Below are 22,115 nucleotides of genomic sequence, written 5' to 3'. Positions count from 1 at the left end.
CGTGTTGAATTAAATGTACAAAAAATAGCTGTCGAGACTTTCTCGACAGCCTGAGGGATGATGAGATCCCTGTTTTTGTGTTGTCCTGGCTCCCGCAGTTCTCAGCTCCTGAACGTTCACATAGTTTTCCATTTCAGTATGACTGCAATCACATGTACGGAGACAGGAGTTTCATATACTTGGGCTGTAAGAGTGAAATAGTTCACAAAGATGGGGTTTAATCTAAGGAGGTTTAACTATGAGTTCATTCACGCTTCAGAGCCAGGTATCCGATATTGTTACATCCATCCCGCAAACTGCGGATTTATTCCGATCACTCCGGATTGATTTTTGTTGTGGAGGGCAGGTGCCATTGGAAGAAGCGGCTAAACAGCGTAATTTGGAACCTGCCGCCGTACTGGAGAAGGTTCAATCCCTGGAGAAAAAGTTTGCCGATTATCAGGTAAGCCGTCCGGCTTCACTGAAGGAATCCGAACTGATTGAACTCATCCAGCATAAACATCATGCCTTCTTGCGGAATGAATTACCTGCTTTAACGCCGTATGTGACGAAGTTGGCCCGCGTCCATGGGGAGCATCATCCCGAACTTCTCCGGGTGCAGGAGCTTTTCTCGGATCTGAAAAACGAACTGCTGGAGCATACGAAGGATGAGGACGAGCATGTATTTCCGCTCATCTTGAAATTTGTTGCAGAGCCTAACCAACAAGCTGCAGCAGAGCTTAAGCCGCATGTGTCTGAGCTGGAAGATGAACATGCTCACGCCGGCAGATTGCTTCAAGAGCTCAGGGAAGTGACCTCTGATTTTGAACTTCCATCGGATGCCTGCGGGACGTATCGGCTGGTCTATCAACGGTTGACCATGCTTGAAAAGGACACCTCCGAGCATATCCATCTGGAAAACAACATTTTGTTTGAGCGGATTCGCCAAGCGGTATAACGTTGGTTGGAACCCCTTCTACGCTGGGTGAGGTATTGCTCGGATGACGATCGAACGTGTAAAATAACGCCCTAATCTGTATGGTTAGGGCGTTATTGTTTTGTCATGATTAGCGTGCAGACTCCTTCCCCGGGAGGGAGAAACGGTCGAATAAAATTCACTTAACTATTCCCTGGATTCGGTCGATAAATATATCAGTTGGAATTATTCGACACAGGAGGGTTCATATGGATTATTCGAAATTGGGAAAGCAATTCATAGGCGGGGAATGGCGAGACGGTAAAAGCGGTAAAACGCTGCCTGATATCAATCCATATAATGATGAGGTCATTACGGCTTTTCAAATCGCGAGCGTTGCAGACATTGATGACGCCTATCAGGCTGCTTATCAAGCTAAGCTGGAATGGGACAAGGTTAACCCTTACCGTAAACGCGACATCCTTGAAAATGCGGTTAAATATATGGAGTTGCATGAGGAAGATATTACGTCCATTATCGTTCAAGAGCTGGGCGGGACGCGTCTGAAGGCGGCATTCGAGATCGGTCTTGTGAAAAATATGATTAAGGAAGCGGCTACGTTCCCCCTTAGAATGGAGGGGAAGATATTACCTTCCACTGAAGATGGCAAGGAGAACCGACTGTATCGGATCCCGGCTGGCGTGGTTGGGGTTATCAGTCCATTTAACTTTCCTTTCTTCTTGTCCATGAAGTCCGTCGCCCCGGCATTAGGTGCCGGCAACGGCGTTGTGCTGAAGCCGCATGAGAATTCGCCGATTACGGGCGGAACCTTGATCGGCAAGATTTTCGAAGAAGCGGGTGTACCGAAGGGCCTGTTGAATGTTGTGGTGACAGATATCAAGGAGATAGGCGATGCGTTCGTTGAGCATCCGATTCCGAGAATCATTTCCTTCACGGGTTCGACTAAGGTTGGAAGCCATATTGGCCAGCTGGCCGTCAAACACTTCAAAAAGCCGCTGCTGGAGCTCGGCGGGAACAGCGCGTTCATTATCCTGGCAGATGCTGATATCGATTACGCGGTACAAGCAGCAACGTTCAGCAGATTCACGCATCAAGGCCAGATCTGTATGTCGGCCAACCGGATTCTCGTACAGAAGCCGATCTATCAGGAATTTGTAGATAAATACAAAGCGAAGGTTACCACCCTTACAACAGGTGATCCGAGCGATCCGCAGACCATTATCGGGCCCGTCATCAACCATCGGCAGGCAGAAACACTGGAGAAGCTGATTGAGAAGGGCATAGAGCAAGGTGCAGTTCCACTGGTGCGGGGTAAAATCACCGGCAGAATGGTGGAGCCTACCGTCCTCGTCAATGTCAATCCGGATATGGAGGTAGCACAAGAGGAATTGTTCGGCCCGGTAGTATGTATCATCCCGTTTGAAACGGAAGAGGAAGGAATCGCAATCGCCAACGATACACGTTTTGGGCTTAGCGGGGCTATTCACACCTCTAATCTTGAACGCGGGGTAGAACTGGCGAAGAAGGTCCATACAGGTATGATCCATGTAAATGATGTTACGATTAACGACGAGCCGATTGTAGCATTTGGCGGAGAAAAGCAGTCGGGATTGGGTCGTCTGAATGGGGAATGGAGCCTGGATGAATTTACGACCATGAAGTGGATATCGGTTCATTACGGACAAAGGAAATTCCCGTATTAAGGGTTGGGGGAGATAAGCATGAATAATGTGACTGAAGAGCAAACACAGCATGAGCTGATCAGCGCCTTTGTAAAGGTGGCTCCATTGCTGAAAAGTCTTACGAATGATGACATCACGATTGGCATTTACGACACGGAGAAGCTTATCATTAATATTCCGGGCAAAACCTTCTCACTGAATGTTAGTCCTGGAGACCCGCTAGTGGAGGGGATATCGTAACCGATGCCATCCGCAATAATAAAGCTTTATCGGCTGTTGTTCCGAAAGAGCTGTTTGGATTCCCGCTAGCTGCACGCGCGATCCCGCTTCACGACGAACAGGGCAGGGTTATCGGCGGTGTAGGCATGGGGACAAGTCTTGAAAAAGCGAATGCGCTGTTTGAGATGGCCGAGAGTTTTTCCGCAATTGTTGAACAGACCACCGCGTCCATTGAAGATATCAGCCAATCGATTGCTCATCTGACCGAACGTGTAACTGACGTAACGAACCAAATGACGGATGTCAGCTCCAGCGCGCAGCAGATTGGAAAGATCTCCAGCGTTGTTAAGGAAATTTCGGATCAGAGCAACATGTTAGGGCTTAATGCTTCTATCGAAGCAGCAAGAGCTGGGGAAGTTGGAAGGGGTTTCTCGGTCGTTGCCGATGAGATTCGGAAGCTTGCTACAAGCTCCAAAGAGAACGTGGACCAGATTAATGGCATTACGAAGAATATTCAGGAATTTTTACAGCGGTTAAATCATGCTTTTTCCGATATCCACAAGCTAACCGATACCCAATCACGGACGATTCAGGAATTCTCCGCAACGATCCATGAGATTAGTATCAAAGCAGAGGAGTTAGCACAGGTAGCTGAAGAAAGCCTGTATGCCAAAGAAAACAAGCAATAGAAATAACAAGCAATAGAAACTCAGAATACTCCCCGTATGCTTTAATTTTAGATACAGGTCAATAGAGCAGAAAAGCAGAAATACATCTATGATGTATTTCTGCTTTTTATTAGATATGCTGCGGCAATGACAATGATGCCGAAGAACTCTCCGTCGTGATCTTCAAAAGATACCCGGTTCATATCTAATGTTGATATGCTTTTTAAGCTAATCGCTAGGGTATTTTCGCTTCGCTGCTTGGTTTATCCTTATGTAAGGGGTGGTTATGAAAGCGGTAATATCGGACGTGACAAAGATCCGTATAGGTCCACGAATTCATTTGAAGAAAGGTATAGTGAAGAGGATGACAAAGACAATTAAAACCGTATTGTTTCAAGGTGACTCCATAACGGACGGGAATAGGGGGCGCGACAGTGACCTTAATCACATCCATGGCCATGGCTATGTGCATCTTATTGCAGCTGAGCTGGGCTACGAACTAGCGGAAAGCCAGCCGCAATTCATCAATCGAGGGATCAGCGGCCATCGCGTCTCGGATTTGTACGCGCGTTGGAATGAAGATGCGATTAGCCTGCGACCTGACCTGATCAGTATGTTGGTTGGCGTTAACGACGCAGGTCGAATCATCGAAGGCTCGCCAAGCGGAGCTACCGACAGATTCGAAAAAGCATATCGTCACATCCTGGAGGAAACGAAAGAAGTGCTTCCACAGACGGGACTGGTTTTATGTGAGCCATTTGTACTGAAAACGGGCGCCACCGTGGAGAATTGGGACAAATGGCGTCAACGGCTGAATGAATACAGCCTAGTTGTCCGGCAATTGGCTCAAGAATTTGAAACGCTGTTTGTTCCGCTGCAAGAAGCGTTTGATCATGCGGCAAAACGAGCGGGCGCAGAGTATTGGATATGGGACGGCATTCACCCCACGACAGCCGGTCATCAATTGATTTCACGTGAATGGCTGAGGGTCGTGCAGAATAGTCCATTCGCTATAAGTTGAACAGATACATAAAATGATCTCGCTCGAAAGTCCACAGATAATCAAGTCAATCATGTTCTTGTGCTGGTTGCACCTTATGATTATAAAAAAGAACATTATTTCTTACCCGGCTAAGTGATAGATCGACAAAGCCCTCTTCTATGATCCCTGTATGGGTGGGGAATAATGTTGAAGCTCATCCCAATGGGGCGTAGTTATGTTTGCGCGTATCTTTAAATGATCAAATGCTTGCTGTAAAGCGGTCATCTCGTTTGCCGACACAGCCTTATCACTTAACAGGATTCTGCCAATTGGGCTTGAGAGCATCAGCTTCAGCAGGATGTAGAACAGCTTTCTTTTATTGCGAGCGAATTGCTTTTGAGCGGCAGGCGTAACCGTATAGCCGTTTTTTTCCAACACTTGATGCCCCTCATCTACCGCATGAATGACCAGATTAAGAAGTTTCTTGTCTTTAGCGGCTCTGCGCAAATTACCGTTATATGAAGAAGCAATGGAATTCAAAGGCAAGATCATAACAAAATGACTTTTCAGCCACTCATCCATATTTGTAATGTAAGTCCATTTATATTTGGTGTTAACCAAAGCCTGATCGATTACTGAGCGCCATGACAGATCCTCTCCTAAACCACCGATCGTTATGTTGGTTCTTGGGCCGCGCACGCTAATGATCCGGCCATTCTCCCTCCAGCCGGCAATCGTCTGAAAAGCGAAAGCAACCTGTTTCGCTACCGGACTATGGGTTTGCAAATACTTCACCATTTCCCCAGGGCTTGCATTGTTGCCCATGATAACGACACGGCTGCTATGATTCGCCGCAAGGGCAGGCAGCACAGCCTCGAAATCCGGATATTTCATTACAACAAAAATAAGGTCATAAACATCGTCCGGCTGCAGTTCTCGGATGACCCTTACATGATTAACCGTGGTTTGAAACTGAAAATAATGCCGAATGACATTGCCGTTGTTCTCCAACTCCTCTGCTCGTCGTCCTCTCGCCAGCATCGTGACGTTGTGCCCTCCACGCAGCAGCTCGTGGGCTAAATAACTGCCCAGAACCCCTGCGCCGTAAACTAATATTTTCATCGGAGTCCCTCCATTTTGGGTTAAACGATTGGATCAAACCATGTTTGCTCAAGCGCATCCCTTATCTCTTTAACAAAGTTTTTAAATATTCGTTCCAAAATTTAAAAATCACAGCTTGATTCTATATGGACATCAACCAGGATGTCAATAAGTTTTTAAATATTGGCTTTGAAATTTAAAAACTATTCACATTATGTTAAACTACTCGTAGTGATGAACACGGGAAGTGAGTGAAGAGCGATGAATAAATTCGAAATCAGAACGCAGCAAAAGAAGGATGCGATCATTGAGGCGGCATTAAAGCTTTTTAATGAAAAAGGCTTCATCCATGTCAGCATTAAGGACATTGCCGATGAATCCGGTGTATCGTCGGTATCGCTGTATAACTACTTCGGCAGCAAAGATGGGGTGGTCAAGGAATGTGCGAATGTTCTGATGCAAAATACGATCCAAATGGCTAAGGAGCTTTTGCATCAAAATATCGACTTTAAAGACAAGATATCTAGGATGTTGGAGATCTGCGCAGATCAAGACTATCAATTGCTTGGTACACCGGGTGCCGTTGAGGATCAGGTGCTAGCGAGCTTATATAGTGAAAACACGAATCAAATTAGAATAGAGCTTATTCAGGAATTTATTGAGCTGGGGAAGAAGGAGGGGGCGATTCATTCCTCTGTTTCACTGGAGACCCTTTTGGAATTATTGAGTGTCGTCGGGACGCTCCAAGCTTCCTGGGCAAGAGCCGGGAATTATAAAAATAAGATGGCGGAACTTATCCAGCTTCTCTTATATGGTTTCGTTGGACGCCGCTAATATCAATCATAAATTATGACCTCTGATAATCTAAGTGGGAGGTTATTTACATACCGCGAGACTGACGAAACCAGCCAAAAAAGGAATTTCTCCCCCCAAGGAGAACCATATATTACTTGGAGGAGGATGCTTTTATGCCTAAAACCATACTGGTAGTCGATGATGATCCCGATATTATTGACATGCTTAAACTTTATCTGGACGCAGAGGGATATAAGACGCTGGCAGCCTTCGACGGGAAGGCTGCCCTTGAGCAGCTGCGAAGCAAGCACGTGGATCTCGCACTCTTCGATATCATGATGCCGTTCATCGACGGATTCCAGCTGCTCCGCATGATGCGGCAGGATTATAAAATCCCGGTCATTCTCATTTCGGCCAAAAATCAGGAAATTGATAAAATAACCGGACTCAAGCTGGGGGCAGACGATTATGTGTCCAAACCGTTCAGCCCGCTCGAAGTGATGGCAAGAATTCAGGCCCAGTTAAGACGCTCCTGTGAGTTTAATGAGCTATTGGAAGCTCCAGCGGTGTCCGAAACCTGCGTCGGGGACTTGCAGCTGGATCATCGGGAATGCATGTTATACATCAAGGGAACGCCGATTTCGCTGAGTGCGATCGAGTACAAATTATTGAAGCTGTTCATGGGAGAGCCGGGGCGCGTATTTACGAAGAAGCAAATTTTTGAGCACGCTTGGGATGAACTTTATTTGGCTGACGATAATGCCGTCATGGTCCAAATCAGCAGGCTTCGCGACAAAATCGAGGCTTGTCCCAGGAAGCCTGTCTATATCAAAACCATTCGCGGGCTTGGTTATCGGTTTGCGAAGAAAGATGAGTTACAGCCATGAATTCTCCTAATCGCCTGCAGCGTTCGCTGATTCGCCAGTATATATTTTTCTTTATTACCATTGCGCTGATTGCCGCGATTTCGTTATTTGTATTAAATGCGCTGATCATGGATTATTTTATGGAGGCTGCCGGACCAGTCAAGATGGAGGCTGGAGTCATAGGCAGCAGCCCAACTGCCGTGACAGGCATGGACAGCACTCAGCATGAGAAGATATTTTATGGAATGGCACTGAAAACGCTGCTGCTGTTTCTCGCTTTGTTTGCAATCACCGTATATGTCTTCGGAAGATGGACGGCTTCCCGGCTCACGACCCCGCTCCGATCGATCGCGGATGGTATCCGCAGCATTGCACGCGGACATTACCATGAAAGATTACATTTTCGAGCGAGCTATGAACTTGCGCAGATTCAGGACGATTTCAATGATATGGCTGCACGTCTCGAACGGATGGAGAGGGAAAAGCGAGAGCTTGCGGAGAGCAAGCAGCGAATGCTGATCGACATTTCCCATGACTTGAAGACACCGATGACCACCATCCAGGGCTATATCGAAGCGATGGAAGTAGGGCTCGTTGATTCGGAAGAGAGAAGGCAAAAAATCCTGCGTTTGATTTCCGACAAAGCCAGTCTGATGTCGGAGCTGATCGACGGTATCTTCGAGCTATCCAAGCTGGATAGTCCCGACTATCCTTTTGCCGTTGAGGCATCCGACATTACAGAATTCACGAGGGAAATTGCAGCCGAGTATTACGAAGTGTTCGAAGAACAGAAGTTTCATTTCCATTACGACATTCCTGATAGTGAAATCATCGTCCCATTCAACGCGACCTGGTTATATCGGGCGGTTTCCAATATTCTGACAAACGCGATCCAATACAATCCGCCCGGTACCGTTGTTGAACTGAAATTGGCAGCAACGGGGCGAGGAGTCGAAATTCACATTACAGACGATGGCATCGGAATCCCGGATGTGTTGAAGGAAAAGGTCTTCGATGCCTTTGTCCGCGGAGACCAAGCCCGAAAAAGCGATGGGGGGACGGGTCTGGGTCTTGCCATTGCCAAACAAGTGGCAGAAAAACATGGGGGTAACATCAGGCTGATCACGAACGGGCACACGAAATTCATTCTTTTTCTTCCTAACGAATTGTAAGATTACTGAAAGATTCAGGAAAGCGGAGCGAAAGAGTTATCCGGTAACCTCAGAAGTAGATCCAACCATTTTAAGGGATACAGGAGGACTGGAGAAATTGGAAGTACACAAAGAGAAAGAAAAAGACGTTACGTTATTCCGAAGAATCATGGCAAATCGGAAGCGACGGGGGCCGTTATCCCCTGGATGGAAGGGGGCGTCGCTTGGGCTTGGCGCAATCGCCTTGATCCTGATTCTGTTACAGGCCCATTATCTATTGACAGGGCATAATTTCGGTAAATTCATCGTGGGCACCTTCCTGTTTATCATAGCCATTGCCATGATAAGCGGCTTGGCCGCATGGATGCTGCATGGGATGAAGAAGATGCCAAGCCGTTATATTTGGATGTTGCTGTATTCCCTGATCATGTTTTTGTTCTGTTTTATTGTGCAGCCGAGCGTATCGGCAGTCTTCATCGTCTCTTTGGCCATTGTTTTATCTTTATTTGGTGCGTTGGCTTATAAATTTGCAGCGGGAAGCTACAAGCAAGTGTCTAAAACCAGGAAAATCGGCGCGATGGCCTGTTTGTCCTTGATCACCATCGCGATCGGCGCGGGCAGCTTCTGGCTCATTCGGGCCGGAGATGATGCCGCTCCGGACATCACATTGAAACAGCTGAAAGCCTCAACCCGATATAAAGACTCGACGATGAACAATCCGGCCGAACAAGGTGAGTATCCCGTCGAAAGCCTGTTATACGGAAGTCCTGACAACTATCGAACAGAATTTAACCAAAGCGGTTCCCTAACCACCCAAACGGTGGATGCGTCCAGGTTTGTTGAGAAATGGTCATCTTTGCGCACGAAGTCGCTTGGATTCGGACCCGAGGCCATGCCGTTAAACGGAAGAGTGTGGTATCCCGAAGGGGAGGGCACCTTTCCGCTTGTTTTGATTGTACATGGTAATCACTTAATGAATGATTATTCCGATCCGGGTTATGAATATCTCGGCAGGCTGCTCGCGAGCAAAGGGTATATATTTGTCTCCGTGGATGAAAATTTCCTCAATTTCTCCCCATACGAGGATCTATTCCTGATCAGCCCGCTGCTAAGAGAAAACCCTGCAAGGGGCCTGCTGCTGCTGGAGCATTTGCAAACCTGGAAGGGCTGGAACAGTGATCCGGACAACCCGTTTTATCAAAAGGTCGATATGGAACGGATCGCCCTCATCGGGCATTCCCGAGGCGGCGAGGCGGTCGCGATCGCGGCAGCTTATAACAAGCTTGGCCGTCATCCGGACCATGGCGATATCAAGTTTGATTATAACTTTTCGATCCGCTCGCTCATTTCCATTGCGGGAACGGACGGGCAATATAAGCCCCAAGGCAAACTTCTGCCGCTGCAAGACGTGAATTATCTGTCTTTGCATGGAGCTCATGATATGGATGTCAACAGCCTGGACGGTGCGAAGCAATACCACCGGATTCGTTATGCCAAAGGCACAAATTACATGAAATCGCTGGTCTATATTTATGGAGCCAACCATGGCCAGTTTAACGGAGGGTGGGGCAGAGGGGATGGGGCAGGGTTGGGTAACCAACTGTTTAACCTACGTCAAATTATGCCAAGGGAGGAACAGGAAACCATTGCCAAGGTGTTCATATCTGCGTTTCTGGATGCGACGTTAAAGGACCAACGGCAATATCGGGAGGTGTTCAAGGATTTGGGTTACGCCAAGGAATGGATTCCCGACAATCTGTATGTGGGCAATTATTGCGATTCGCAGACGACCTTGATCGCCGGTTTTCATGAAGACATTGATCTGCCGAGCACCACGCTTCCTGGCGGCAGCCTGCAGGGCGAGAATCTTCGGGAATGGAGGGAAGAAAAAGTTAAGACAAAATTAGGCGAAGCGGATTACAGCGCGGTTCGCTTAGGCTGGAATTCGGACGGTTCGTCCGAGCCTGCGTCCTATACGATTTCTTTGCCGGATAACCGGGCGGAAACAGGGAAGAAAAGTTCGATCGTATTTTCGCTGGCAGATGCACGCCAACCAGAAGAAAGCGGCGACCCGAAGGAGCTTATCAATTTTACGATTACGGTTGAAGATAGAAAGGGCCATCAGGCAAGTCTGCCCCTCAGCCATCGATCCCAATTGCCGCCTGTTATTGAGGGTAAACTGCTGAAATGGCCATTTTCAAATGCAGGCAATACTTCAGAACCCGTATTTCAAAGCTATGATTTCCCGTTGGACGATTATCACAAAATGAATCCGGACTTCAACCCGCAGCAGTTGAGCAAGATTCGCATCGAGTTCAATCTAACCAAGCGGGGAAGCATTCTGCTTAGTGATGTTGGCATTCGATCATAAAAAGGTAAAAAAGTCGCCTAAATGGCGACTTTTTTGGTATATCGACATAGTTTCATCAACGGGCTCAAACCGTTACAGCAAGCTGTGATACGTATCCGTTTTAGGAAAATGGATCGTGACCTTGGTGTATGCGCCCGCCTCCGACTGGATGGATAAATGATGGCCCAGCTTATGCACTAATTGCTTTGCGAGGTAAAGGCCCATGCCGGTCGATTTGGCATGGCTTCTTCCGATGGAACCGGTAAATCCTTTTTCAAAGACTCGATGAAGATCCTCCGGCTGAATTCCGATCCCCGAATCTATAATATGCATCCTTTTTTCCTGTCGGTCCTCCTCGACCGAGAATGTGATGGTTCCGCCCTCATTCGTATATTTCAAAGCATTCGCAACGATTTGATCAAGGATAAATCCGAGCCATTTCCGGTCGGTATGAACCGATTGCCGAATGTCCTCCATATGAAACCGAATCCGCTTGTTGATAAACGTTTTTGCGAATTTTTTCGCGCAGGTTTTAATGATCCCGTCTAGTGGTTCTTCCGTGATGAAGTAATCTTTGGAGAAGGAATCAATTCGAGAATAGTATAATGCCTGCTCCACATAATTTTCAATTTTGTCGAGCTCATCCTCAAGTTTATCGGCAAGGGAATCTGCTGGTTCCCCGGTGCTATTCTCCATTAACAGACGACTTGCCGCTATCGGAAGTTTTACCTCATGTATCCAGGACAAGATAAATTCCTGATGATCCATCTTCTCTTCATCTAATTTCCGAAGGTCACGTTCATGTTGGCGATGCAATTTGGTGAAAAGCTCGAGATACAGCCGTTGTTGGAAGTTTTGTGGTTCAGGGGCAACAACAGGCCATTCTTCCCGGTCCAGATGGATCAGTTGCTGAAGCTTCCGGTAATAGGATCTTCGATAATAATAGCCAATCAGCAAGTAAGCTGCGACCAAGGCAAAGCAAACGATATGGATATACAGCAAGTTGCCTGACATGTGGACCGGGTTGAAGGATAAAGTCATGATTATTGAAATAAAGCCCATCATACCTGCGTACAACATCAAAAAATTACGTTTGTCCTTTATGTATTGAAGGAAACTCATGGGACCATATAACCTTGCCCTTTCTTGGTAACAATCCAGTTTTCCTTGCCGATGCCGGCCAGTTTTTTACGCAAGCGGACGATGTTAACGGTTAACGTGTTTTCGTCCACGAAGCTCTCATCCTGCCAAAGATGACGCATGATTTTCTTGCGGTCAACAACCTTTCCCTTCTGCTGCATGAGGATTTTCAGTATACTGACCTCCGTTTTGGTAAGCTCCGCTTTTCCCCCTTCATATGAGAGAATACCTTTCTCCGGATGGAACATGACCCCCTCATGTTCCAGCACATCCGATAGCATGTCCGAATAGGAATAGGTTCGGCGCAGCAGCGCATTAATTTTAGCTGTCAACACATCCATATGGAAAGGCTTCTGAATATAATCGTCCCCGCCCATATTCACTGACATAACAACATCCATAGGCGAATCGCGGGAAGATAGAAAGATCACCGGTACATTGGAAATTTCTCTTATCTTCTGACACCAGTAAAATCCATCATACGAAGGCAGGTTAATATCCATGATCACAAGATGGGGTTGGTTATGAATAAAGCACTGTACGACATGGTCAAAGTTATCGACGATTACCGTTTCCAAGCTCCATTTGGTCAATGCTAACTGGATCATCTCCCGAATGGTCGGGTCATCCTCTACGATCATGATTTTCATAAACGATCCTCCCGGGTGTAACTAGCGGCAAATTAAACACATTGTATACGATCTTCCCGCGGCAGACAAGCCAGTATCCGGTGCAGCTTCCTTTTGTCCAATGTGACAGGAATGTAAGGTAGGGGGGGAAGTTGTAAGCTAAAGTAAAGGTGACCTGTATTAAGATCAGGATAAGGAATACACGATGTCGAAAACGTATTGACATTGTTTCTATTTGATAACCAGGAAGGATAGATCAACATGAAAATGGTAGTGAACGCTTCTCAGATTAGAAAGGTTTATGGCGTAAAAGGAAATGTATATACCGCCTTGGATAATATCGATTTGATCGTGCAGGAGGGAGAGTTCGTGGGGATCATGGGGCCGTCCGGCGCAGGCAAGTCGACTTTGCTCCATGTGCTTGCGACAATTGATCAGCCTACATCTGGAGAGGTGATGATTGACGGAGTAGACGTACTGAAGATGGATGAGGAACAATTATCCGCTTTTCGCCGGGATAAACTGGGATTCATTTTTCAAGATTACAATTTGCTGGACACTTTAACGGTGAAGGAGAACATCTTGCTGCCCTTGGCGCTGGCCAAGATGAATGTCAAAGAGCTGGAGCATAGAGTGGAGGAGATCGCGGACAAATTCGGTATCACCCCGATTCTGGACAAATATCCGTATCAGATTTCCGGAGGACAAAAACAGCGGACTGCAGCTTCGCGCGCTATGATTTCTAGCCCCAGCCTGCTGCTGGCCGATGAGCCGACAGGCGCTCTGGATTCGAAATCGGCGACCGCGCTGCTGGAGAGCTTGAAAGACCTGAATGAGTATGATCGGGCAACGATTTTGATGGTCACTCATGACACGTTTGCGGCAAGCTACTGCACGCGGGTGCTGTTTATAAAGGATGGTCGCATTTTCACCGAACTGACTAGAGGAGAGGCATCGCGCAAACACTTTTTCAAAAAAATATTAGATGTATTGACCGTTCTGGGAGGGGATGCAAGTGACCTTGTTTGACATCGTGAAAAAGAACATGAAAGGGAACTTCAAAAACTACACGATCTATTTCGTTTCCATCCTGTTCAGCGTCGTTATTTATTATACTTTTCTTTCTTTGCAATACAGCCAAGAAATTACGAGTTCAATCGAATCATCGCAGAGCATGCGATCCGTATTCATGATAGCATCCATCATTTTGATCGTATTTGTTACTATATTTATTATGTATTCCAACCGTTTTTTCTCCAGGCAGCGTAAAAAGGAAGTAGGCTTGTATGCGTTACTTGGTTTACCCAAAAAAAAGATCGGAAAAATGCTGTTTTATGAAAACCTGATCATTGGGGTTACTGTTTTAATCATAGGAATCTTGATTGGCACATTGCTGTCCAAGCTGTTCGCTATGATCTTAATCAAGCTGCTGGGGACGCCGGTACAGGTAGGCATGGCCTTCTCTCTTCGTGCTCTGATTCATACGCTCATCGTGTTCATGGTGATTATTTTGGCGACATCGATCCAAGGCTATCGATTAATTTACAGCTTTAAACTCATCGAATTGTTTCGAGCGGAGCAGGAAGGGGAGCAGGAGCCGAAAGCGTCATTGTTATCGGCACTGGGTGCGGTTCTCCTGTTGACTGCGGGATATGGATTCGCCTTCCGCGATTTTGCCGTCACCGAAGAAATTCTAGTCAGTCTGAGCGTGATGACTGTCGGAATTATCGCTGGAACGCTTCTGCTCTTCTCTTCGCTGGTGATTGTCTTGCTGAGAACCGCCAAGAAGAGAAAACGAAGTTATTATAAAGGCATGAATTTGGTCATCACCTCTAATTTGGTGTACCGGATTAAAGGAAACGCTCGTTTGTTAAGCGTCATTTCCCTGTTATCCGCTGCGGCGTTGTGCGCCTTCAGCGTCGGTTTAGGCACATACTATACGTTTGACAAAACATCGAAGCTTACCGCGCCATTTAGCTACATGTACATTGCCCAGGACAACGCCTTTAATCAAAATGTAGACGATATCATACGCGGGGATGAAGCGCATCCGATTATCGCGCAAATGACGATTCCGGTGCTGGAGACAAAAGGGGAGGCTTCCAATCCAGAGATCCTTCCGGAGAGAATGATCGAAGCAGACAAAAACCCGCTCAAAGTGGTCTCGATCGATCAATACAACCAGGTGGCAGCTGCGCTGCGCTTCCCTGTACTTGATCCGATCGAACAGGATGAAGCTGTTGCGATCCGGCCCATGTATACGGACTATGAATGGCACGATTATGAAGGCGAAACGGTCGACATCCAATTGCCCGATCAACGGTTAACCCTTGCCTTTGCGGGGATGACCGTAGAACGAATCATTAATTGGAGTTATCCGGATGTGATGATCGTTGTAAGTAACGGCACCTACGACAAATTGGAGGCGCAAGTTTCTCCGACCCGGTATGTCGGGTATGCCGTGCAGGAACAGAAGACAACAAAACATACCGCCGATGCGCTGGCGTCGCTGAAGACACCGGAATCGAATTTATCTTCTTATTATTCCGAATACCGGCTTGGAATCGAAGAAGCGGCTTTTAATGTGTTTATATTAGGATTTCTTGGGCTCGTTTTTGTCATGGCAACAGGCAGCATGATCTATTTCAAGCAGTTGACTGAAGCAACAGCGGATAAACCACGGTACGACATTCTAAAAAAAATCGGTGTAAGCGGCAAAGAAGTAAGTATCGCAATCATTAGGCAGAACGCATTTATTTTTGCTCTGCCGCTTATGATCGGGCTTGCACATTACATGGTCATCCTGCAATTGTTAAAAAGATTATTCAGCAATATGGCAGGCGCTAGTCTTATGCTGCCCATCCTGATCTGTGTGGCTGTATTTTTCCTGATCTACACGGTTTATTATGTGCTCACAGTCAACTCCATCAGCAGGATCGTCAATGGTAAGTCTGCCCCCGTGGTTAGAATTGCAGCTATAGCAATCATGGTTTGTCTCTTGGTCCTGATTGGAATCTTCTTCGGCACGGAAACCCCTGCAACGCAGAATGAGAGGGGCCAGGCAGAGAAAATCCAATTACAGCTACCAGAGCCTACTGGAGAATATTCTGTGGGGACAATGGAGATGCACTTCAAGGATGACAACCGGGTGGATCCATGGAAACCAGACAGAGACAGGGAACTCATGATCAGCATATGGTACCCAGCCAGGGGAAAAAGCGAGCAGAAGGCTGTGTACATGCAGCCTGAAGCAGCAAAGTATTACGATGAAAACGCAATCTCAACGATCGGATTGGATCCTGGTCGAGTCGATCTCTCCGGTATCGGCACTCACGCTTGGTTAAATGCACCGCCGGCGAACAACGACGTTGGGTGGCCGCTCCTCATCTACTCACCTGGCGGGTCTGTTCCAAGAAACTTCGGGACGGCTGTAGTCGAAGACTTGGCCAGCAGAGGTTATGTGGTCGTTACAGTCGATCATACGTATGAAGCCTCTGCGGTCCAATTTCCCGATGGACGTGTGGCAACGGAGTCATTACCGCCTTTTAGTGTAGAGACGGTACTGAAGATGCTGGAGGTAAGAGTGGATGATATCCAATATGTGTTGGACCAACTCGAACTCATCAAGGAAGGCCGTTATCCAGGCGATCAACCATTGCCCGCTGGACTTCAACAAACATGGGACCTGTCTAAGATCGGAATATTCGGACATTCCGCCGGCGGGGCTACTGCTGCTCAGGTGATGTACGAGGATGATCGCTTTGACGCTGGCATCGACATGGATGGAACGATGGGGCACATGCCTGATAACCCGCTCCCGGTGGCGCAGCACGGATTGGATCGCCCCTTCATGCTCATGAATTCAGGCTACAATAAGGAGGGCGAGGTTGATTCCCATCTTACCGCGATGGACCGTCTATCGTTCTGGCAGCATACGACCGGATGGAAACTCGATCTAAGCATTCCCGAGGGAGCACATTATACGTTTACGGATTATCAGACGCTGCTTCCACAGCTTCAAGATAAGCTGAGCCTTTCGCCGCGAGTAGTCCAGCAATCTATCGGGACTGCCGACCCGAAACAGACAATCGCTGCCCATCGAGATTATGTCGCTGCCTTTTTCGATTTTCATTTAAAGGGTGCTCCACAGCCGCTGCTGACCTCTCCGTCCGCAGACTATCCAATGGTTGATTTTATGGAGTAAAGAGATTTCTTCCTCGGTTTTGTCACAATCTTGATCGCTTATCAATAGAAAGAACAGTATGAAAAACAAACAAAACTAAACAAAGACATTCGGATAAGGCGTTGGTAAGAATGAACCAGGAGTTTTTGCATCCGGCAGATCTTCTCCTTCAATTTATCATCGTATTTATAACCATGGCATGACGACCACGTTCGGGGGTAATCTGTCTATCAGGGACGTATATCCGCGAGACCTGCACGTCGGAGGAAAAAGAAATTCGCCGGGACATGTGCTCACTCATGCGGCGTGCGTATAAACAAGGGCTGTTAACAAGCACGCAGGGCACTTTTTCCCATCGTTTGTTTGGTCATGATTTTGTCATTACACCCTATGGCAAAGACCGCAACCATCTGGAGCCGGGTGACCTCGTCCGTATAGAGAACGGAAAAGCCGAGGCCGGCAAACAGCCAAGCAAATCCGTCTTTCTCCACGAAGCGATCTACCAAATGCAGCCGCATGTCGATTCGGTGATCATCGCGCACCCGCCTAACATCATGGCATTTGCCGTAACGGATGCCGTATTCGATTCAAGAACGATTCCGGAGAGTTACATCTTGCTTCGCGGAATGCCCAAGCTTCCCTTTCATGCGGTTTACAATGAGCCCGAGTACCGCCTCGCTGTTTAGACCCGATATGCCGATCGCCATCGTGAACAATAATTGCGTCATCGTTGCGGGACAGAGCCTGCAAAGTATAGCGCCAAGTCCATTCTGTCGGCCAGAACGCTTGGGCATGTCATACACATCGATGACGATCGGATTTGCGAGCTCGAATCAGCATTTAATCTGGAGTAGTAAAAGAATGGAATATTTTCAGCTGTGCCAAGGCTGCCGCGGGAATAGTGCGGCAGCCTTTCGTTTGTTCCGGCTTAGACATATCGACATCGGCCTTCACCGTTTTTGGGGAATCCGGCCCATTCTCGAAAACGATTCGAAATGCGTGTTTTCAAGTTGCTATTTACAACAATATTAATTATGTCTATTATATAGATAGATTAATTATATATTTGTTTATTAATAACTCTAAATTAATGTGTTCAATACTATATCTAATAGGCAGTTATGAACACAGTTGTGGTTACGATTTAATTCTTAGAAAAGAGGAGACACAATGAATATACCTGCTTCTACAAATCATAAACCCGTGATTATTTCGGATAACTATGGGAAAGTGGATGGGCGATTCGCATATAAGACAGATGTAAGTGCACTATCTTTGGGATTGACCAAGCAGAACGGGGATGGTAAGGCGCATATTGCCGCCAAAGTATGGAGAGCCGCTGAGGAACAAGGGGCCGGTCCATCGTATGAGTTACCTCTTCATCGAATTCTGGATTTATCCATCCTCATTTGCAGTGCCCTGACACATTTTAGCGAAGCCTATAGATTTGAAGATTTATATGACCCGCAACATCCTGTGATCGACCGGATCGGATTGCAGGGGAATGCCATGACGATAGCGGTTTGCACGGATAATGAACAGATTCAGGAGGATATCAAGCTGTTCAACGAGGCATTAAGCGACAACAGCGAGATGATAGGAGAACGTCTGCGCACTTTGACCAGAATGTTAGAAGAACTGGGTTATGTACGGTGAGAAAGCTGCCGGATTGGGAGTGATGAACCCATTCCTGCGTTCAGAGTTAACGAGAGTTTGGAGGTGAGCGGTCATGAAAGACCAGCATGATAATGAAACTTACGTGCTGTCTCCTGGGAGAGTATTGACCGAGGAAGAAAAAAGTCTTGTCTGGAAAAAACCATTAACGCATACATCAAGCGAGGAAGAACGGCGAATCACGAATGAAATCAAGCGTAATTGGCATCGCGGCGAGATGAAAATCGCCACGATTCTATTGGAAGGGGATGCCGGCTCCGGAAAAACGCAGCTTGCCAAGGCGTTGTCCGCAAACTTCAGGTTACCCTATACCAAAGTAACTTGTTTTGCCGATATGGATAAATCGGATATCCTAGGAGCCATTTTACCGGTTATTTCATCCGATCGAATGAAGCAGTTGGAATCTGCGGACCAAGCGGCATTGAAAGCATTATACGAAAGCGACGGCTTTCGTAGCTCGACGGAGATTTTGATGGAGGCGCTGGAGATTACACAAGAGATGGCTTCCGCAAAGATGAAGCGATTATTGAAGCTCGCCGCGAATATGGCTCAGGATGGAGCTGTAGAATATCGATTTTACGCTTCCGAGATCGTCCGAGCTTTTCAGAAGGGCTATCTGCTGGAAATCCAGGAACCGAACGTGATTCGGGATGCCGGCGTATTAATGGCACTGAATTCCGCATTGGAGCCGGGCGGCAATCTTAATCTCCCAACGGAGATCGTGCAGCGGCATCCGGATTTCATAGCGGTGATCACGGCAAACCGTAGTTACGCCGGATCCAGGCCGCTTAACGAGGCATTGCGTGACCGAGTGCAGCATACGGAGAAGATGGACCTGCCGACCAAAGAGATTATGATGGAGCGAGCGATGGCCAAAACCGGCTATCAAAACGATGAAATGCTGGATGTGCTGGCAAAGGCCATTATCCTATTGGATAAAACTGCCCGAGCTAACGCCATTAAAGGCGTGGCTGGCATGCGTTCTTATTTCTATTGGGTGGATGCCGTTGCGCAAGGTGCTTGTGCAAGGGAATCGCTTTATCATAAGGTGATTTACAAGATAACAACCGATTCGGAAGAGATCAAACTGCTGGAAGAAGCGCTGAAAGGCGAAGGTTTGTTGGATATGTTGGAGGAAGTCCCGGTTGAAGCGAATAAAAAACGAAGCGCAGAGGCAGTGGAGATCGCGACATGGGAGAGCGATATGGAACTGAATTCCATTCCTGACGGGCAAGCTGAGGAAGAAGGGCTACAGTTAAAAAAGTCCGCTGAAAGCGAAGACAGCACATCCATCCTCGCGAATGAGTCAGCGGATATGGAAAGCACTGATTCGGGGGAGGACGGATCACCGCAATATCATCAGGCCAATCCTGAGCCCATGACAGAGGAGGAGAAACAGAAGGAGCGGGACTTTCGCAAAAAGCTGAATCAAGTCTCCAGGGCCATCGTGTCCGATTCGATTCATCAGGCTGTTAAGCTGATCGTTCACCGTCCTGATGTTGACCCGATCCAGCAGGAGGAATATCGGAGTCTGCGCAAGGGCATTATGCCCATCGTGCGGGAAATCGCCAGACAGACGATGCCGCTGTTGGAGCACGAGATAACCACGGAATATGCCAAGAACCATTACTATGGTTCTAAGTTTCAGGCAGACAGCGTGGCTTACCGTGATTTCAGGTATTTTGCCAAGAAACGTCCTCCGACGGAATCCCCTGGTCTTGTCGTCGGTTTGAGGGTCGATGAATCTGCATCGATGGCTGCTTTCGGGAGACTCGAGGCGGCTAAGCGGGCGGTCATCGCGGTCTATGAATTCTGCCAAATTTGCCATATACCTGTTTTAATTTATGGGGATACTGCGGATGTTTCCCGTTTGGAGCAGATGTCCATCTTCGCTTATGCCGATTACGATCAACCGGATGTCCGCGACCGGTTCAGGCTGATGGGAATCCGGGCCAGAAGTAATAATCGGGATGGTATGGCTTTAAGAATTATGGCGGAACGGTTAGCAAATTCACCGAAACAAACGAAGCTGTTGATTAGCATCAGCGACGGGCAGCCTAAAGCCATGGATGACTATACCGGTAGTCTGGCGATTCAAGACATGCGGCAGACTCTATCCGAATACGAAAGAAAAGGGGTCAAATTTCTGGCGGCAGCCATCGGTCAAGACAAGGATGTCATTAGTCAGATCTATGGTGCCGAGAGGTTTTTGGATATGACCAACCTGAATGAGCTGCCAGCCAAGCTGGTGCGGATCATTTCTCGATACCTGTAATATCATACCGAACAGCGTCAGCCTGCATGTCATTGTGACATGCGGGCTTTGTTTACTACTGATGCCTGTGAATACCCGAACATATCTCCCCGTTCGTTCTAGGTAAACTGGACATGTGCCCCGTTCAAACATTATAGTTAAAAGAATGAAGAGCGCGTCGTTTTATCGGTTTTTTTTCGGTATCGTGAATCGATGCTCAGCTTTACAACTTGAATATGTATACATAAGTAAGGGAGGACATGTATGGAGCAACCCCGTATTTGGCCGGATCGGTTCAAGCGCTTATTCCTGAACAATAAATTTGTGCTTCTATTGCTTGTTCTGTTGCTGGTTGGACTCAATGTGTTGGTTCTGAGCAAAATTTCGTTTGTGCTGCATCCGCTCGCCGTGTTAATCAAGACGATCGTTTTGCCGATCATCTTATCAGGAATACTCTATTATTTGCTGAATCCTCTGGTCGATGTGATGGAGAAATGGAAAATCAAGCGTGGATGGTCCATCCTGATCCTCTATCTGGTTATAGCCGGTATTCTGACAATTGTGGTGCTCGCGGTCATTCCAGTGCTGCGCAACCAGATTATGGGACTGATTGATAACTTTCCGACATATAGCGAAAAGGTTAGACAGCAGTTCGAAGATCTAACGGGCAGCGAGTTGTATAACCAGATTCAAGAAACCATGAACATTAACTCCCAGGAATGGTGGACCACCGTCACGCAGAAGGCAACGGAACTTCTAAACCACACGTGGAGCAAAGTAGGCGGGTTTCTGGGTGCATTTACAGAGGTTGTGTTGTCGATCGTGACGGTACCTTTTGTACTGTTTTATATGCTGAAAGACGGCAAAAAGCTCCCTCTAAAAATATTATCATTCCTGCCGACGAAGAGTCGTTCCGGAATTTTGCATGTGCTCCAGGATATCAATCATCAGATCAGCTCGTTTATCCGCGGTCAGATTATTGTGAGCTTCTGTATTGGTATTCTGCTGTATATCGGTTACATGATCATCGGTCTGGATTACGCGTTGATTCTGGCAATTATTGCATCGTTCACCAGCGTGGTGCCTTATCTGGGACCCGCAATTGCGATTACACCTGCGCTCATCGTGGCTCTGGTCACGTCTCCGGTGATGCTGCTGAAGATGGTGGCGGTATGGACGATCGTGCAATTAATCGAAGGGAAGTTCATCTCACCGCAAATCATGGGTAAAACGCTCAAGATTCACCCCATTACGATTATCTTTGTCATACTGACGGCCGGTAATCTGTTCGGTGTGGTTGGCATTTTGTTAGCCGTTCCCGGCTATGCGGTCCTTAAGGTTTGTGTATCGCATATCTTCGAATGGTTCAAGGACACGTCGGGATTATATGATCCCCGGAATAGCAACACGCCGAAGTAGTCTCTTGGTTTGTCTCAATCCATATGATTAACTTTTAAAGTCGCCATGTTGGCGGCTTTTTTTTCAACCCACTTTCGCAAGGAACA

General features: G+C 47.2%; 16 protein-coding genes and 1 pseudogene. 14 read left to right on the top strand and 3 right to left on the bottom strand.

Annotated features, from left to right (window positions below):
• Positions 1-238: 238 nt before the first annotated feature.
• The 4 genes and pseudogenes from ric (at position 239) to DP091_RS21515 (ending at position 4,506) form a co-directional block, all read left to right on the top strand.
• Positions 239-937, top strand: a complete 699-nt coding sequence (ric, locus tag DP091_RS21530) for an iron-sulfur cluster repair di-iron protein (protein ID WP_113060197.1) — start codon at positions 239-241, stop codon at positions 935-937.
• A 227-nt stretch (positions 938-1,164) separates the two neighbouring features.
• A complete protein-coding gene (gene yfmT / locus DP091_RS21525; RefSeq protein ID WP_113060196.1) occupies positions 1,165-2,619 on the top strand; it encodes a benzaldehyde dehydrogenase in 1,455 nt (484 codons plus the stop codon).
• 18 nt (positions 2,620-2,637) lie between these two features.
• Positions 2,638-3,506 (top strand): annotated as a pseudogene (locus DP091_RS32275) (methyl-accepting chemotaxis protein).
• 343 nt (positions 3,507-3,849) lie between these two features.
• A complete protein-coding gene (locus tag DP091_RS21515) occupies positions 3,850-4,506 on the top strand; it encodes an SGNH/GDSL hydrolase family protein (RefSeq protein ID WP_113060200.1) in 657 nt (218 codons plus the stop codon).
• A 138-nt stretch (positions 4,507-4,644) separates the two neighbouring features.
• On the opposite strand, the gene DP091_RS21510 is transcribed toward DP091_RS21515, so the two are convergent.
• Entirely contained in the window at positions 4,645-5,589 is a 945-nt protein-coding gene (locus tag DP091_RS21510) for a ketopantoate reductase family protein (protein ID WP_113060195.1), read from the bottom strand.
• A 240-nt stretch (positions 5,590-5,829) separates the two neighbouring features.
• On the opposite strand from DP091_RS21510, the gene DP091_RS21505 reads away from it, so the two are divergent.
• The 4 genes from DP091_RS21505 to bahA all read left to right on the top strand — a co-directional run bounded on the left by DP091_RS21505 (position 5,830) and on the right by bahA (position 10,751).
• Entirely contained in the window at positions 5,830-6,402 is a 573-nt protein-coding gene (locus DP091_RS21505) for a TetR/AcrR family transcriptional regulator (RefSeq protein WP_113060194.1), read from the top strand.
• Positions 6,403-6,536: 134 nt separating this feature from the next.
• On the top strand, positions 6,537-7,250 hold the full coding sequence (locus DP091_RS21500; RefSeq protein ID WP_113060193.1) for a response regulator transcription factor: 714 nt from the start codon (positions 6,537-6,539) through the stop codon (positions 7,248-7,250).
• Positions 7,247-8,401: a sensor histidine kinase gene (locus tag DP091_RS21495; protein ID WP_113060192.1), complete on the top strand. Its 1,155-nt coding sequence runs from the start codon at positions 7,247-7,249 to the stop codon at positions 8,399-8,401. The genes DP091_RS21500 and DP091_RS21495 overlap by 4 nt, the downstream gene beginning before the upstream one ends.
• A gap of 97 nt (positions 8,402-8,498) precedes the next feature.
• The gene (gene bahA / locus DP091_RS21490) at positions 8,499-10,751 is read left to right on the top strand and encodes a bacitracin amidohydrolase BahA (protein WP_113060191.1); all 2,253 of its coding nucleotides are present in this window, start codon (positions 8,499-8,501) and stop codon (positions 10,749-10,751) included.
• Between the two features lie 72 nt (positions 10,752-10,823).
• On the opposite strand, the gene DP091_RS21485 is transcribed toward bahA, so the two are convergent.
• Together DP091_RS21485 and DP091_RS21480 are read right to left on the bottom strand one after the other, a co-directional pair.
• Complete coding sequence (locus DP091_RS21485; protein ID WP_113060190.1) at positions 10,824-11,852, bottom strand: sensor histidine kinase; 1,029 nt, start codon at positions 11,850-11,852, stop codon at positions 10,824-10,826.
• Positions 11,849-12,520 carry a response regulator transcription factor gene (locus tag DP091_RS21480; protein WP_113060189.1) on the bottom strand — a complete coding sequence of 224 codons (672 nt, stop codon included), beginning with the start codon at positions 12,518-12,520 and terminating at the stop codon, positions 11,849-11,851. Before DP091_RS21480 ends, DP091_RS21485 begins: the two co-directional genes overlap by 4 nt.
• Before the next feature lie 240 nt (positions 12,521-12,760).
• Here DP091_RS21480 and DP091_RS21475 point away from each other — a divergent pair, with 240 nt between their 5' ends.
• The 6 genes from DP091_RS21475 to DP091_RS21450 all read left to right on the top strand — a co-directional run bounded on the left by DP091_RS21475 (position 12,761) and on the right by DP091_RS21450 (position 22,029).
• Positions 12,761-13,528: an ABC transporter ATP-binding protein gene (locus DP091_RS21475; RefSeq protein WP_113060188.1), complete on the top strand. Its 768-nt coding sequence runs from the start codon at positions 12,761-12,763 to the stop codon at positions 13,526-13,528.
• Positions 13,515-16,703, top strand: coding sequence for an FtsX-like permease family protein (locus DP091_RS21470; RefSeq protein ID WP_113060187.1), 3,189 nt, complete (start codon positions 13,515-13,517; stop codon positions 16,701-16,703). The genes DP091_RS21475 and DP091_RS21470 overlap by 14 nt, the downstream gene beginning before the upstream one ends.
• Before the next feature lie 266 nt (positions 16,704-16,969).
• Positions 16,970-17,368, top strand: a complete 399-nt coding sequence (locus DP091_RS31995; RefSeq protein ID WP_258394644.1) for a class II aldolase/adducin family protein — start codon at positions 16,970-16,972, stop codon at positions 17,366-17,368.
• 484 nt (positions 17,369-17,852) lie between these two features.
• Positions 17,853-18,338, top strand: a complete 486-nt coding sequence (locus DP091_RS21460) for a DUF6530 family protein (RefSeq protein ID WP_113060186.1) — start codon at positions 17,853-17,855, stop codon at positions 18,336-18,338.
• 73 nt (positions 18,339-18,411) lie between these two features.
• Complete coding sequence (locus tag DP091_RS21455) at positions 18,412-20,631, top strand: AAA family ATPase (protein ID WP_113060185.1); 2,220 nt, start codon at positions 18,412-18,414, stop codon at positions 20,629-20,631.
• Positions 20,632-20,874: 243 nt separating this feature from the next.
• Complete coding sequence (locus DP091_RS21450; RefSeq protein WP_113060184.1) at positions 20,875-22,029, top strand: AI-2E family transporter; 1,155 nt, start codon at positions 20,875-20,877, stop codon at positions 22,027-22,029.
• The last annotated feature ends 86 nt before the right edge of the window (positions 22,030-22,115 follow it).

It is taken from the genome of Paenibacillus sp. MDMC362 (assembly GCF_003269305.1).
Classification (GTDB): domain Bacteria; phylum Bacillota; class Bacilli; order Paenibacillales; family Paenibacillaceae; genus Paenibacillus_AQ.
The sequence above is the reverse complement of the archived record's forward strand: the minus strand, read 5'-3'. Positions and strand labels throughout refer to the sequence as shown.